Source organism: Caballeronia sp. A2-2 (assembly GCF_057612605.2).
In genome coordinates this window covers 1,053,577-1,067,768 of record NZ_CM173618.1, presented here as the reverse complement: position 1 = coordinate 1,067,768, position 14,192 = coordinate 1,053,577, and the positions used below count along the sequence as shown (strand labels likewise).

Genomic DNA, 14,192 nt, shown 5'->3' with positions numbered 1-14,192 from the left:
ACGGCGCTGTCTCATGGATATGGACGGGTTCTTTTCGAAGCGAAGGCGAAATACCACCGGACTGGCCAGCGCTTGCCTTTGGGCGGCGCTCAACGTGGCCACACCCGTCGCGTTCGGTGCGAACAACACGCTGGCCAGCGGCGCTCATGCGGCGAGCGCGGCTCAACCCGCCTTTTCCAGCGGCGAAACCAACGATCCCGTGTCCGCGCTGCGTTCCGCCGATGCGCTCCCTCCAAACTTCACCGGCGACGACCCCGAGCACGTCCGCAATGCGTTGCGCGGCCATTTGGGACCGTCCGGCGCCACCCCTTCCATCACGAGCCGCGTGCGCAATCTGCTGGAACATCCGATTCAGTCGATCCGCAAGGGAACACCGGCCAGCACGCGTATTTCGACCGATCGGCAGGCGGCCCGAACATTCCTGTTCGTCATACCGGCTTCATATGGCGTGCGCTATGAGTCCAGACGCAAGCTATTGAGCGTGAATGTCTCGCTGGCGTCGCCCGATCAACCCAATGCAATTCTGCTCAAGCAAACCGTCAAGGGGCAAAGCGGACGCAAGCTCGTTATCGCGCCGGAAGCCAAGGCCAAGGGTTTCATTCAGACATTCGACACCATCCTGCTGCAAACGGACAACGACACCCCGACCAATGTCAGAGGCAACGTGCGTGGCCCCACGATCACGAATGCGCGCAACGGCGACTTCGCCATCGTGCTGGTGTGCACGCTCGAGCCGCCTTACCTGACCGAAGACGTCGAGCATAACGATCCGACCGAGGAGGAGCCCACGGATATCACGCGCAGAACGTCCTCGCTGCAAGGTATCGTGAATGAAGTATGGCTCATCGATCGCAAGGACGGCACCATCGTGTCCAAGCAGTTGAGACTTGCCAAATAGGTCTTGCGTCTAAATTCTACTCAGCGTTTTGCTTGCGCGCTAAAGAATTCTTAGCGTCTTTGGCTAAACGCACGCGCCATGTCAAAGGGTTGAAAGCCAGGCGAATTCACCGCGAACGACGGCACTTTTGAAGGGCTACAATCGTGCACGCATGAATGTCATGACGTTTCCATCCCCTGTTTCGTGATGTTTCTTCGAAAGACTACGAGGCGCCGCGATGAGAGAGTGAAGGAATATCCCGCATCCCGGAGAAAGGAATGCCCTTTGGATTCAATGCCGTGCGCAGGACAAGCCGCTCGGTCGGCCGTCGGCTGATACGACGCAACAACAGCGCCGCGATGCGCATCGCCGATGTTTTCTCGCGCTATCCCGTGCTCGTGGGGCTGATCGGCACCGCGCTCGCGCTTTCGATGGCCGTGCTCTCGTTTGCGGCGCTCTGGCAAGGCCGCGCGCAGGCGCTGCAAAACGCGCATCAGGCATCCGCGAATCTGGTCTCGACCTTGAGCGCCGATATCGCCCGCAACATAGAAACGAGCGACCTGTCGCTAAAGAGCATTGTTGGCGGCGTCGAAAATCCCGACGTGATGGCCTTGTCTCCCGCACTGCGCAAGCTCGTGCTTTTCGATGGCGCGACCGCGGTGAGTTATGTCGGCGGCGCATTCGTGATGGATGCGCAAGGCCGTATCGTGATCGATCGCGACGACGGGAAGCACCCGGATATGTTGTTCAGCGACCGCGATTATTTCAAGGTTCACGCCGAACGTGCCAATGTCGGACTTTATATTTCCGCGCCTTATCGTTCGAGGCTTCGTCACGGCGCCTATTCGCTCGCATTGAGTCGACGCATCGATGCGCCTGACGGCTCGTTCGCGGGCGTCGCCGTGATCGCGCTCGATATCGACTACTTCAGCACGCTGTTGTCCCATGTGACGCTCGGACCCAAGGGCTCGGTGTTCGTCGTGCAACAAGACGGACTGATGCTCGCGCGCAAGCCTCCTTTGCCCGCGTCCGCCGCAAGTTCCGTGGCCAGTTCGCCGACCTTCAACGTCATGAGCACGCAGACTTCTGGTTCGTATGTATCGGTTTCCGCGTTCGACGGCGTGCGTCGCATCTACAACTTCGCGCGGGTGCCGGGCACGCATCTCGTCGCCGTGGTCGCGCCAGCCGAGGCCGATGTGCTCGCGTCCTGGCAGGAGCGCAGCCTCATCATCGGCGGCCTGACGCTCATGTTCGGCGCAGGCTTCGTGATGACTTCGTGGCTGCTCGCCATTTCTTTGCGCTCGCGCGCCATCGCTCAGGAGAAGTTGCAGCGACTGGCGGGCACCGACTCACTGACGGGCCTGTCGAACCGGCGTGCGCTGGACCGTCGGCTGGACGAGGAATGGCGGCGCGCCCGGCGCACGGATCAGCCGCTTTCCGCCTTGTTCGTCGATGTCGATCACTTCAAGCTTTACAACGATACCTACGGTCACGCAATGGGCGATGACGCGCTCGTGACGGTGGCCGATTGCATACAACATTCAATCAAGCGTCCCGGCGATATCGTGGCGCGCTATGGCGGCGAGGAATTCGTGGTCGTGCTGGTCGGCGCGCCGGCCCATGGCGCGGTCCGCTTCGCCGAGCAATTGCGCGCCAGCATGGAAGCGCTGGAGATCCCCAATCGGGAATCCCCGACCGGCATTCTGACCATCAGCATCGGATGCGCGACGGCGTTTCCGCGTCATACCGACGATGCGCTGCAACTCCTCAACAATGCCGATGCCGCGCTCTATCGCGCCAAACGCACGGGCCGGAACCGCGCAATACACGAAGACAGCATGGTCGATGGCGCGGGCGCCTGATACCTGACGTCTGACGCTCGGGCGCGTTTATTGCCCTTCTGAATTTTGCATGCATGATGCATTGTGCATGGCGCTGCACTTCCTTCGAATCATTCGATCACCGGACCGCATGAGCACGCTGAATTCGATCCGCGACTGGCTTCCCATGACATTCGGACGGCCCGAGGCGCGGCGCCTCGCGCGAACGCTCGCCGGTTGCGCGATCAGCTACGGCGCGGCACGGCTCGCCGCCTTGCCCGAAGGGTACTGGGCGCTCATCACGACGCTGGTCGTCGTCACGCAGCCGAGTCTCACGCAGGCGATCGGCACTGCGCGCGACCAGATCATCGGCGCGTTCATCGGCGGCGTGGTGGGCATGCTCGGGGTCATCGCGATCGATCAGGGCGCGGCCCCGCTCGCCGTGTTCGTGATCGCGCTCGTGCCGCTTGCCGCGCTGGCCGCCGAACGTCCCGCGCTGCGGCTCGCGTGCGTCACGCTCGTGATCGTGGTGCTGATTCCCGCGCAGGCCGGGCCGTACTATCAGCGGCCGCTGCATCGGGTGCTGGAGATCATGATCGGCGCCGCGTCCGCATTCGTGGTGGCCGTGCTGTTTCCGAATCGTGCGCTGAAAAGCGCGCATCGATGCGTCGCCGATACCTTGCGAAGCCTCGGGCAACTCGTGAGCCTGCATCTCTCCGCACAGGACGATGCCGCCCGCGCACAGACGCTCGAAGCACGCAGCACGCGTTCTCAGCAAGCGCTGGACGATGCGCTGCAGGAGGCGCAACGCGAACACATCATCGTGCCGCTGCAAAGCGGACGCGCGGACGCGATCGACAAGGCCGCGCCGTTCCTGCGCCGTCTGCACAGCGACACCCAGTTTCTCGCCAAGGCGGTGTCACGCGATGATCGCACCGAATGCGCGCGCCGCTTTCATGACGACGCGCACGCCTTGCAGGACATCTTCGACGCACTGGCGGACGCCATCGACACGACGGACACGCATGAGGCCGACATCGAGCGCGCCCGCGCGGCATCGCACACGCTGGTCGCGACGATCAGGACGCATGTGCAGCATGAAGACGATCACGACGTGGCGCATTTCGTGATCGGGCTAATCGCGATCGATCTGGATGCGATGATTTCCGCAATCTATCCCGAGCCGCAGGCGACGCGCGATTGAATTCTGCATTCAAAGAACGAAACTAGCGGGACAAGCCTCCGCCATGTCATTCGGGCGGACGAGGTGGAATGGCCGGTCACGTTAGCCGCCAGTTTTTTGCATGATGAATGCAATCGACCACCGCTCACCTTGTCGCATCAGTTTCCAGCACCGCACCTTCGTCCTTCAGCGCCCGGATGCGGGCTTCGTCGAAACCATATTCGGCGAGCACCTCGGCGCTGTGCTGCCCCAGCAAGGGCGCGGGGCGCGACGCCCTTTCGCAGCCATCGGAAAAATGGATCGGGAGGCCGATGCCGCGCATCGGTCCGGCAAGCGGATGCATCGTCTCGACGATCATGCCGCGCGCCAGCGCCTGTTCGTGCGACGCCGCTTCCGGCACGCTCAGCACCGCGCCACTGGGCAGACCGATCTCATCGAAGCAGGCGAGCCACTCATCCGTGGTGCGCTCGACGAGACGTGCCGTGAGAATCTCGACCAGCGCCTCTCGATGCTTCAGGCGGCCGGCGTTCGTGCTGAATCGTTCGTCATCCGAAAGACCTTGAATATTCAGCGCGTTGAGGAGACGCTCGTAATTGCCCTGGTTTGCCGCGCCGATGTTGATCCAGCCATCGCGCGTGCGGAACGCCTGATAGGGCGCGCTGGTCGGGTTCGCCGAACCGACCTTCTCCAGCACGGTGCCATCGGCGAAATAGCTGGCGAAAGCCCAGTACATCTGCTGCAGGCCCGCTTCGAAGAGCGACGTATCCACCATCTGCCCGCGCCCCGTGCGCTGCCTTTGCGCATACGCGGCGCTGATGCCGAGCGCCGCCAGAATGCCCGCGTTGATATCTGTCACGGGCGAGCCGGCCTTGATCGGCGCCTGACCCGGTTCGCCCGTCATGCTCATGAGACCGCTCAGGCCCTGCGCGATCAGATCGAAGCCGCCTTTGTCCGCCATCGGCCCGGTACGCCCGTAACCCGAGATCGCGCAATAGATCAGACCCGGGTTCAGTTCCTTCAGCGTGTCGTAACCCATGCCGAGCTTTTCCATGGTGCCGCGCCGATAATTTTCAGTGACGACATCGGCGCTCGCGAGCATCTTCCTGAGCACAGCTTTGCCGCCTTCCGTCTTGAGATTCAACGCGATGCCGCGCTTGTTCCGGTTGACGATCATGAAGGCCGCCGACTCGCCGGACGGCAGCGTCGGCGCGAAGCGGCGGCAGTCGTCCCCGCCCGGTATTTTCTCGACCTTGATGACATCCGCGCCCATGTCCGCGAGCATCATTCCGCAGATCGGGCCGGACATGATGTGCGCAAGTTCGATCACGCGCATGCCGGCGAGCGGGCCTTCTCCTTTCGTTGCTTTCTCTGCCATCTTCGACGATCCTCGCTCGTGGTCTCTGGTTCTTTGCATTCAAAATGCGATAAACCGAACGCGGCGGCTCACACGTATTTGCTGGCAGGCGTGGCCGGTGCTTGCGCGCCTTCGGATTCGAGCACGCGATCGGGACGCATCGTGAAAGACAGCACGATGCCCGCCGCCATCAGGATCATCGAGACGGTGAATGGCAGGTTCCAGTTGCCGGTACGGTCGATCAGCCAGCCGCCGACCACGGGACTGATGATCGCCGCGAGCGCGGAACCTGAATTCATAATGCCGGATGCCGTTCCCGAATGCCTCGGCGCGATATCCATCGGCACGGCCCACATCGGGCCGATAGTCATCTCATTGAAGAAGAAACCGGCGGACAGGCACAGCGCCGCGAACGTGACGGAGATATCGGAAACCAGCATGATGGGCGCCAGCGAAAGCAAGGTGAGGAACATGCAGACCGCGACCATCGCGTTGCGCGCGCGGCGCACGTTACCGCTCTTGCGCAGGATGCGGTCGGTCACCGCGCCGCCCAGCCAATCACCCAGCACGCCCGCGAAGAACACGCCCGAGGCGAACAACGCCGACTGTGCGAGATGCATGTGATAGCTGTGCAGGAAGTATTGCGGAATCCAGCCGAGAAAAAGCCATAGCACCCAGCCGTAACAGAAGTACACGGCGGTCACTGGCGCCATGCGCGCGAACAGCCTCTTCCATGGCACCGCAGGACGCTCCTTGACGCCGGAATAACTTGCGAGCGTCGCACATTCGCTTTCGGTGATACGCGGATGTTCACGCGGATTGTCGCGGAAGTAAAAGACCCACACCATGGCCCACAAAAAGCTCACGATGCCTGTGATGATGAACGCACCGCGCCAGCTCGTGGACACCATCAGCCACACGATGAGCGGCGGCGCCACCGCATTGCCGATGCGCGAAGCCGCATGCGTGATGCCCTGCGCGAAACCACGTTGATCGGCGGGCATCCAGTTGGACATGGCGCGCGTCGCGGTCGGAAAGGTCGCACCTTCGCCGAGACCGAGCAGCAGGCGCGCGACGATCAGCGAAACGAAGCCGCCTGCGAGGCCCGTGAGCACGGTCGCGCCCGCCCAGATGATCGCGCACACCGTCAGCGTGCGACGCGGACCGAAGCGGTCGCCGACCCATCCGCCGATGATCTGAAACACGAGATACGGATAGGCGAACGCGGAGAAGACGAAACCGATCTGCGTGTGCGACAGACCCAGTTCCGCACCGAACTGACTCGCCGCCGTGCTCACGTTGACGCGATCGATATAGGTAATCAGATACATCGCGCACAGCAGCAGCAGAACGCGCGTGGTGGCTCGGCGGAACATCGTCGTCTCCTTAAGGATGAACCTCGGTTCACTAACTAAGCGCGGCATCCAGAACACGTGCCACATGCAACGCCTTGACATGCGCGCCATCCGCGATCTGATGACGACAGCTCGTGCCATCCGCGACGATCAACGCATCGCCTGCCGCACGTATCGCGGGAAGCAGCTTGAGTTCCGCCATCGCTTGCGATGCCTCGTAATGCTCGGCCTCGTAACCGAAGCTGCCTGCCATGCCACAGCACGACGATTCGATCGTGCTGACTTCGAGGCCGGGAATCCATTTCAATACCGTTTCGACGGGACGCAATGCATCGAAGGCCTTTTGATGACAATGACCGTGCAGCAGTGCTTTCTGTTGCGCGAGCGGCGAGAGCGCGAGATTCACGCGCCCCCGTGCTTGCTCCCGTACAAGGAACTCTTCGAACAGCAAGGCGGATTCGGCCAGACGTATGGCTTCATCGCCGTAGCCGTAGCTCAGGAATTCGTCGCGCAAGGACAGCAGGCACGAAGGCTCGAGGCCTACGATCGAGACACCGCGCTCGACGAAAGGCATCAGCGTATCCAGCGTGCGCCGCGCTTCGGCTTTTGCTTCATCGATCAGGCCTGCTGATAAAAACGTTCGACCACAACACAAAGGCCGCTCGCCAGTTTTGACGTTCACATGCACCGTATAGCCTGCGGCTTCGAGTACACGCTGCGCCGCACGTGCGTTTTCCGGCTCGATATAGTTGTTGAAGGTATCGACGAAAAGCAGCACTTCCTTTTTCGACGATGCCGGGGACGTACGCATCGCATCCTTTAAAAAAGGCTCTGCGAAGCGTGGAAAGCTGCGTTGTGGTGCAAGACCCAACTTTGCTTTGAGCCATCCAGCGACACCCGGCATGCGCGTTTCGAACGCCGCGCTCAACACGCGCATGCGGCTTGCATGAGGCGCATAACGCGGCAGAAACGCAACCAGACGTTCACGCATGCTCACACCATGCCGCGTTGCCCAGACCGCGCGCGCCTCGATCTTCATGCGAGCCATATCGACACCCGTCGGACAATCGCGCTTGCATCCCTTGCAGGAGACGCAGAGATCCAGCGCGTCCTTGACATCGCGGCTGGCGAGACCTTCATCGCCGAGCTGCCCGGACAGGGCGAGCCTCAGCGTATTCGCACGTCCGCGCGTGACGTGTTGCTCGTCTCGCGTGATGCGATAGCTCGGACACATCGTGCCTGCATCGAACTTGCGGCAATGGCCGTTGTTGTTGCACATCTCCACTGCTTTCGCGAGACCGTGCGTGAGATCGCCGCCCGAACCCGCTGCGCCCTCCTCACCCGTCAACGGATCGCGCGTCACGTTCCATGACGACCAATCGAGCGCAGGTTCGAACGCCTGTTCGCGGTAGCGCAGTGGAAAGCGAAAATTCGCGGCGTCGTCCATCTTAGGCGGACTAACTATTCTGTCCGGACTCATGCGATTCTCGGGATCGAACAGACGCTTGATATCGCGAAACGCCTCGTTGATGCGCGGTCCATATTGCCACGCGACCCATTCGCCGCGACACAAACCGTCGCCATGCTCGCCCGAATAGGCGCCCTTGTATTCACGCACCATCGCGCTGGCTTCCTCGGCGATGGCGCGCATCTTCAGCGCGCCGTCGCGGCGCATGTCGAGAATCGGCCGTACGTGCAGCGTGCCGACGCTCGCATGCGCATACCAGGTGCCTTCGGTGCCGTGCTTTCTGAAGACATCGGTGAGTCTGCGCGTGTATTCCGCCAGATGTTCGAGCGGCACCGCGCAATCCTCGATGAACGACACCGGCTTGCCGTCGCCCTTCATGCTCATCATGATGTTAAGCCCCGCCTTGCGCACTTCCCACAAGGCCTTTTGCGGACCTGCATCGGGCATTTCGACGACGGCGCCGGGCAAACCGAGATCGCCCATCAGTTCGACGAGTTGCGCGAGCTTGTGCAACTGAGGCGCACGCTCCGCGCCCGCGAATTCGACCAGCAACACCGCTTGCGGCGCACCGACCAGCGCGCGCTCGATCACGGGCCGGAAAGCGGGGTTCGACATGGCGAGATCGATCATCGTGCGATCGACCAGTTCGACGGCGACAGGTCCGAGCTTCACGATGTGCTGCGTCATGTCCATCGCATCGTGGAAGCTCGGGAAGTTCACGACGCCGAGCGTTTTATGCACGGGCAAAGGCGCGAGCTTTAGCGTCAACTGGCGGCTGAATGCGAGTGTGCCTTCGGAGCCGACCAGCAAGCTGGAAAGGTTCGGCTCGTCATCGTCCGTGAAGGGCAGCGGGCTTTGGCAATCGAACAGATCGAGGTTGTAGCCCGCGACGCGTCGCAATACCTTCGGCACGCGCTCGCGCATTTCGTCTCGCTCACGCAGCGCGATTCGCCGCACTTCGTCGATGAGCGTGCGCGTGCGTGCGTCGTCGCTCATGGCGGACAGCTTGCCGAAGCGCGTCTCGTGACCATCGGCGAGGATCGCGTCGATTGCATGCACGTTGTGCACCATGATGCCGTATTCCATCGAGCGCGAGCCGCACGAATTGTTGCCCGCCATGCCGCCGATGGTGCATTGCGCGCTTGTCGAAACATCGACGGGAAACCACAGTCCATGCGGCTTGAGCCACGCGTTCAGATGATCCAGCACGATGCCCGGCTCGACCGTGACCGTGCGCGCCGCCTTGTCGAACGAAACGATGCTGTTGAGCCATTTGCTCGTGTCGATGACGAGCGCCTCGCCCACGGTCTGCCCACACTGGCTCGTGCCCGCGCCGCGCGCCAGCACGCTTGCGTGAGCGTCGCGGGCGATGTGCAAGGCCAGCCGCAAGTCCGCCTGATCCATCGGCACCACGACGCCGACCGGCATGATCTGATAGATCGATGCATCGGTCGAATAACGTCCCCGCGAGGCACGGTCGAACAGCACGTCGCCCTTGAGTTCGCGCGAGAGGCGCGTTTGCAGCGGCGTTGGCGCGCGTCCCGATGCGGGCATCAGCCGAATGGGCTTGACGAGCGGTTCGGTGGGGGAATTGAGCATCGTCGTTTTGAATGCGTGATGCGTTATGCAAAATGCAATTCGACGGGCGGCAAGCCTTCTATCGCGCCGGTCACGTGGCCGGTTTCGCTCGGTAACGCGAGTCCCGTGTAGGAGCCTGCCGTGATAAGCGTGCCGCGTTCGAATGCAATGCCCTGCGCCACGCTGTGATTGACCGTCCACGCCAGAAGCCTGCGGGATCGCCCGCCGGATTCGCCGGCTTGCCACCGAAAAGCGGACGGCCTTCGAGCGTGAAGGTCATCGCAGGCGAGACGAAGGGAAACGCCTCGTCGTAAGGCACGCCCTCGCCCACGATCAGCGCGCCGTGGTTTTGCAGATCGGCGAGTTGCCAGAGCTTGTCCACATCGGGCCATGCCGCGAAGCGGCTCGCGACGACTTCGATCGTGGCATGCACGGATTCGATGGCGCTCAATATTTCGCCATCCTCATAAGGTCCGCTGGACGCATCGAAGCTACGATTGAAACGAAACGCCACTTCGAGTTCCAGTCCTGCCTTGCCGAATGCATGCCGCGACACGCGCGCGCCCGAAGCGTGAACACCGTCCGCCGGCAAGGGCGCTCCCTGAATGGGACCGTCAACCGTTTTCGAGCCGACCTTCCAGCCCGCTGCGTTCACGTCTAATGCATGCAATGTCGCTTTCTGGGCGGCATAAGCATCGTTTAAATTTGCGGGACGCGCGTGGTCGGGCAAGGTATCGAGTTGCGCACGTCGGGCACGTGCCTCGACGAAGAGACGCGCGAGCGCATGGGCATCGAAGGCGGCGCTCATGCAGCCGCCTTCAGCGCGGGCTTGGCAGCATGGCTCGTCAGATAGTCCATCGCCGCGACCACGCCGCTGCTTTCGAGGTCCACGCCCGCGAGTTTCAGGCCCATTTCGCATCCGGTCAGCGCGGCCATGAGCGTGAGATCGTTGCAATCGCCGAGATGACCGATGCGGAACATGCGTCCCTTCACCTTGCCCAGCCCCGTGCCCAGCGACAGGTCGAAATGCTCGTAGATGATCTTGCGCACGGCGTCCGCATCGACGCCTTCCGGCATCATCACACCCGTCAGAACGGGCGAATAAACCGCCGGGTCCGCGCACTGAATCTCAAGTCCCCAGGCCGTGACCGCTGCACGGCATGCCGCCGCCAGGCGTTGATGACGCGCGAACACGTTGTCGAGCCCTTCGCCGAGAATCATGTCGAGCGATTCCGCGAGGCCATACAGCAGATTCGTGTTCGGCGTGTAGGGCCAATAGCCCTGCTTGTTCATCTCGATGATCTCTTTCCAGTCCCAGAACGCACGCGGCAACGTGGCATGTTTCGAGGCCTCACGCGCCTTCTCCGAGACCGCGTTGAAGCTGATGCCCGGCGGCAGCATCAGGCCCTTCTGCGAGCCGGAAACGGTCACGTCCACGCCCCATTCGTCATGCCGGTAATCGGCGGATGCAAGGCCCGAGATGGTGTCCACCATCAGCAGCGCGGGATGCCCGGCGTCGTCGATTGCGCGGCGCACGGCGGCGATGTCGGAGGTAACGCCCGTCGAAGTCTCGTTATGCACGACGCATACGGCCTTGATCGCATGCTGCGAGTCTTCGCGCAGGCGCTTCCCGATCATGTCGGCCTGCACGCCACGCCGCCAGCCTTCGATACCGGGCAGGCCGAGAAACTCGGGCTTGAGACCGAGGTTTTCCGCCATCTTTTTCCAGAGCGTGGCGAACTGGCCGGTCTCGAACATGAGCACCGCATCGCCCGGACTCAGCGTGTTGCACAGCGCCGCTTCCCACGCGCCGGTGCCCGATGCCGGATAGATCACGACCGGTTCGCTCGTCTTGAATATTTTCTTGATGCCGTCCAGCACCGTTAGGCCTAACGCGCCGAACTCGGGACCGCGATGGTCGATCGTCGGATAGGACATTGCACGCAAGATGCGATCGGGAACGGGGCTCGGTCCGGGAATTTGCAGGAAGTGGCGTCCGGCGGGATGAAAGTCGAGCTTCAGCATGTGCGCAAATCCTCAAAAATTGAATTTTGCATGCAAAATACTGTAGCGCAGGCGATCAGACGAGCAAAGGGATATATAGGCCGAACGGCCTAGGGATAACCCCTTGGCGGTTTTTTCCGGTCCGGCTGGGATAAACTTGCCGAAATGGAACTGTGAGGTTTTGAATGCAAAATCCAGATTTGCCCGATGCACGCTTTTCTTCGACGCTGCCGAAGCTGGAACGCCTGCGCCTGCATGACACGGTGGTCGATCACTTGCGCAATTTCGTCGTCGAAGGACTGCTCGCGCCTGGCGCGAAGCTCAATGAACGCACGCTGTGCGAGACGCTCGGCATCTCACGCACGCCGCTGCGTGAAGCGCTCAAGGTGCTGGCCGCCGAAGGGCTGATCGAGATATCGCCGAACCGGGGTGCATCGGTATCGCAAATGAGCGAGCTTGAGATACGCGAAATGTTCGAGTTGATGAGCGGGCTCGAAGCATTCTCGGGAGAACTCGCTTGCGAACGCATCACGCAGGCGGAGATCGCCGAGATCAAGTCATTGCATTACGCCATGCTCGCGTGCCGTGCGCAGAACGATCTGTCCGGCTATTACAGCCGCAATCAGGCCATTCACGACAAGATCAACGAAGCCGCGCGCAATGGCGCACTGCGGCAAACGTATGTGTCGATCAATCGGCGGCTCATGGCCTTGCGTTTTCGCTCCAACTTTCAGACGCCCAAATGGGATAGCGCGATTCGCGATCACGAAGAGATGCTCGAAGCATTGGATGCGCGCGATGGCCGGCGCATGGGAGACATCATGCGCAAGCATTTGTTGAGCAAGCGCGATGCGGTGCTGGCCGAACGCACGCTATCGACGGTCAAGGCGGCAACGCCGGCAAGAAAGACTAAGCAGCGTGCGGCTGCCGACTGAACGATCGGGTTATTTCCCCTAACGTCGGGCACAAGCCTGGGGTATTGGCCTCGGGCGCCTGGACGGGAAAATAACATGAACAAAATGCGCTGGGCAGGGACTGCGTTAGGCGTCGCACTCGTCATCGCGGGCTTCACGCGATATTACGAAGAAGACTACAACGATTCGCAAGCGGCAACGGATCGCGAGACCGTGGAATGTCTCACGCGCGACCTGACGCATGACGAGAAGGCGCGCATTGCCCGCTACACGGCGGCGCATGACGATGAAGACCTGCGGCCCGTTTATACCGACATTCTCTCGCGCTGCGTGGTGCGTTCGGATCAATGGGAGCGGCGCTCGCAGATCGTCGCGGGCGCACGGCAGTCGTTGTCTTACGATGCCGAGTTTCGCCAGCTTTTGAGCGCAAGCTCGATGGATGTCGCGCGGCGTCCTTGAATGCGATTCACACCCAGCGGCCATGTGCCGACAGCACGACTCTTTCATGCTGCACGTAATGCGTGACCGGCGCGACCAACGCAAGCGCGGCGGTAATGACGATAGCGAAAATGCTGATCGAGATGCTGTTCATGTCCGGCTCCTTGTTTTCCATGAACAGCATTGTCGGCATTGAAACTTAGAGAAGAATGAGCGGAGTACCATGTGCGCTCATTCTTCTCCGCGCTGTTTGCATTAAGCATTCCGCATTCAAAATGCAATCGACCACTTCTTCAGACATCGCCACGCTCGAATTGCCGTTCAAGCGCCCGTTCGACTGGACACGCATGTTGAAATTCATCGGCGGACGCGCGTCGGCGGGCGTCGAGTCGGTCGAAGACGGTGTGTACCGGCGCGCGATCGAGTGGAACGGCGCGGACGGCACGCTGGAAGCGCGGCCGCATGCGCGCAAGCATCGGCTCGTCGTCACGATCGATGGCGATGCACGCCATCACGCGAACGAGATCGCCGCGCCGCTCGCGCGGATGTTCGATCTGCATGCGGACCCGCAGGAGATCGGCCGTTGCCTGTCGCTCGATCCGTTGCTCGCGCCACTCGTCGAAGCCGCACCCGGTCTGCGCGTGCCGGGCGCATGGTCGGGGTTCGAACTGGTCGTGCGGACCATCGTGGGGCAGCAGGTCAGCGTGAAAGGCGCATCGACGATCGTGAACCGCATCGTGCAACGGGCCGGACGCCGCATCGCGGGTCATGTGCACGAAGGCACCGCGTGGCGCTTTCCGACGCCGGCCGAACTCGCGGATGCCGACCTCGAGAAAATCGGCATGCCGACGCGGCGCATCGAGGCCGTGCAGAACTTCGCGCGCGCGGTCGCAAGCGGCGAATTGCCATTGGATACGCCGGGCGCGGATCACGAAACCCTCAAGCGCGATCTGCTCGCGATGCCCGGCATTGGCCCGTGGACGGTCGGCTATGTGGCCATGCGCGCGCTACGCGATTCCGACGCCTGGCCCGATGCCGACCTCGTGCTGATGCAGGCCATCGCGCGGCGCGATCCATCGCTGCTCAAACCCGCGCAACAGCGTGCGCACACGGAGCGCTGGCGGCCGTGGCGCGCCTACGCGGCGATGCATCTGTGGAACGGTGTGGCAATGGAAACCGGAACCGCGCGAGGCGGTTGAAT

11 protein-coding genes and 1 pseudogene are annotated in these 14,192 nt (G+C 62.0%); 6 read left to right on the top strand and 6 right to left on the bottom strand.

Annotated elements, in window-relative coordinates; translation table 11 throughout:
• The first annotated feature begins 94 nt into the window (after window positions 1–94).
• The 3 genes from ACZCWR_RS28545 to ACZCWR_RS28535 all read left to right on the top strand — a co-directional run bounded on the left by ACZCWR_RS28545 (window position 95) and on the right by ACZCWR_RS28535 (window position 3,901).
• Window positions 95–898, top strand: coding sequence for a hypothetical protein (locus ACZCWR_RS28545; protein WP_487305024.1), 804 nt, complete (start codon window positions 95–97; stop codon window positions 896–898).
• Between the two features lie 257 nt (window positions 899–1,155).
• Window positions 1,156–2,739 carry a sensor domain-containing diguanylate cyclase gene (locus ACZCWR_RS28540; protein ID WP_487305023.1) on the top strand — a complete coding sequence of 528 codons (1,584 nt, stop codon included), beginning with the start codon at window positions 1,156–1,158 and terminating at the stop codon, window positions 2,737–2,739.
• Between the two features lie 109 nt (window positions 2,740–2,848).
• Window positions 2,849–3,901, top strand: coding sequence for an FUSC family protein (locus tag ACZCWR_RS28535; RefSeq protein WP_487305022.1), 1,053 nt, complete (start codon window positions 2,849–2,851; stop codon window positions 3,899–3,901).
• A gap of 124 nt (window positions 3,902–4,025) precedes the next feature.
• Here ACZCWR_RS28535 and ACZCWR_RS28530 read toward each other — a convergent pair whose 3' ends face one another.
• The 5 genes and pseudogenes from ACZCWR_RS28530 to ACZCWR_RS28510 all read right to left on the bottom strand — a co-directional run bounded on the left by ACZCWR_RS28530 (window position 4,026) and on the right by ACZCWR_RS28510 (window position 11,660).
• Window positions 4,026–5,255: a CaiB/BaiF CoA transferase family protein gene (locus tag ACZCWR_RS28530; RefSeq protein WP_487305021.1), complete on the bottom strand. Its 1,230-nt coding sequence runs from the start codon at window positions 5,253–5,255 to the stop codon at window positions 4,026–4,028.
• A 68-nt stretch (window positions 5,256–5,323) separates the two neighbouring features.
• Window positions 5,324–6,610 (bottom strand): MFS transporter, encoded by a 1,287-nt coding sequence (locus tag ACZCWR_RS28525; protein ID WP_487305020.1) that lies wholly within the window; start codon window positions 6,608–6,610, stop codon window positions 5,324–5,326.
• 31 nt (window positions 6,611–6,641) lie between these two features.
• Complete coding sequence (locus ACZCWR_RS28520) at window positions 6,642–9,656, bottom strand: FAD-binding and (Fe-S)-binding domain-containing protein (protein ID WP_487305019.1); 3,015 nt, start codon at window positions 9,654–9,656, stop codon at window positions 6,642–6,644.
• Between the two features lie 23 nt (window positions 9,657–9,679).
• Window positions 9,680–10,443 (bottom strand): annotated as a pseudogene (locus ACZCWR_RS28515) (2-keto-4-pentenoate hydratase).
• The gene (locus ACZCWR_RS28510) at window positions 10,440–11,660 is read right to left on the bottom strand and encodes a pyridoxal-phosphate-dependent aminotransferase family protein (protein WP_487305018.1); all 1,221 of its coding nucleotides are present in this window, start codon (window positions 11,658–11,660) and stop codon (window positions 10,440–10,442) included. Before ACZCWR_RS28510 ends, ACZCWR_RS28515 begins: the two are co-directional and overlap by 4 nt.
• 164 nt (window positions 11,661–11,824) lie before the next feature.
• Here ACZCWR_RS28510 and ACZCWR_RS28505 point away from each other — a divergent pair, with 164 nt between their 5' ends.
• Together ACZCWR_RS28505 and ACZCWR_RS28500 are read left to right on the top strand one after the other, a co-directional pair.
• The gene (locus ACZCWR_RS28505) at window positions 11,825–12,574 is read left to right on the top strand and encodes a GntR family transcriptional regulator (RefSeq protein ID WP_487305017.1); all 750 of its coding nucleotides are present in this window, start codon (window positions 11,825–11,827) and stop codon (window positions 12,572–12,574) included.
• Window positions 12,575–12,649: 75 nt separating this feature from the next.
• The gene (locus ACZCWR_RS28500) at window positions 12,650–13,012 is read left to right on the top strand and encodes a hypothetical protein (protein ID WP_487305016.1); all 363 of its coding nucleotides are present in this window, start codon (window positions 12,650–12,652) and stop codon (window positions 13,010–13,012) included.
• Window positions 13,013–13,019: 7 nt separating this feature from the next.
• Here the strand turns inward: ACZCWR_RS28500 and ACZCWR_RS28495 are convergent, their stop codons facing one another.
• On the bottom strand, window positions 13,020–13,145 hold the full coding sequence (locus tag ACZCWR_RS28495; protein ID WP_487305015.1) for a hypothetical protein: 126 nt from the start codon (window positions 13,143–13,145) through the stop codon (window positions 13,020–13,022).
• Between the two features lie 121 nt (window positions 13,146–13,266).
• Between ACZCWR_RS28495 and ACZCWR_RS28490 the strand changes: the two genes are divergently transcribed.
• The gene (locus ACZCWR_RS28490) at window positions 13,267–14,190 is read left to right on the top strand and encodes a DNA-3-methyladenine glycosylase family protein (protein WP_487305014.1); all 924 of its coding nucleotides are present in this window, start codon (window positions 13,267–13,269) and stop codon (window positions 14,188–14,190) included.
• Window positions 14,191–14,192: the final 2 nt, after the last annotated feature.

What these genes read in the sequence shown, in the direction of transcription:
- ACZCWR_RS28540 (WP_487305023.1), top strand. Translation starts at nt 1,156, where the DNA reads ATGCCCTTTGGATTCAATGCCGTGCGCAGGACAAGCCGCTCGGTCGGC.
- ACZCWR_RS28535 (WP_487305022.1), top strand. Translation starts at nt 2,849, where the DNA reads ATGAGCACGCTGAATTCGATCCGCGACTGGCTTCCCATGACATTCGGA.
- ACZCWR_RS28530 (WP_487305021.1), bottom strand. Translation starts at nt 5,255, where the DNA reads ATGGCAGAGAAAGCAACGAAAGGAGAAGGCCCGCTCGCCGGCATGCGC.
- ACZCWR_RS28525 (WP_487305020.1), bottom strand. Translation starts at nt 6,610, where the DNA reads ATGTTCCGCCGAGCCACCACGCGCGTTCTGCTGCTGCTGTGCGCGATG.
- ACZCWR_RS28520 (WP_487305019.1), bottom strand. Translation starts at nt 9,656, where the DNA reads ATGCTCAATTCCCCCACCGAACCGCTCGTCAAGCCCATTCGGCTGATG.
- ACZCWR_RS28510 (WP_487305018.1), bottom strand. Translation starts at nt 11,660, where the DNA reads ATGCTGAAGCTCGACTTTCATCCCGCCGGACGCCACTTCCTGCAAATT.
- ACZCWR_RS28505 (WP_487305017.1), top strand. Translation starts at nt 11,825, where the DNA reads ATGCAAAATCCAGATTTGCCCGATGCACGCTTTTCTTCGACGCTGCCG.
- ACZCWR_RS28500 (WP_487305016.1), top strand. Translation starts at nt 12,650, where the DNA reads ATGAACAAAATGCGCTGGGCAGGGACTGCGTTAGGCGTCGCACTCGTC.
- ACZCWR_RS28495 (WP_487305015.1), bottom strand. Translation starts at nt 13,145, where the DNA reads ATGAACAGCATCTCGATCAGCATTTTCGCTATCGTCATTACCGCCGCG.
- ACZCWR_RS28490 (WP_487305014.1), top strand. Translation starts at nt 13,267, where the DNA reads ATGCAATCGACCACTTCTTCAGACATCGCCACGCTCGAATTGCCGTTC.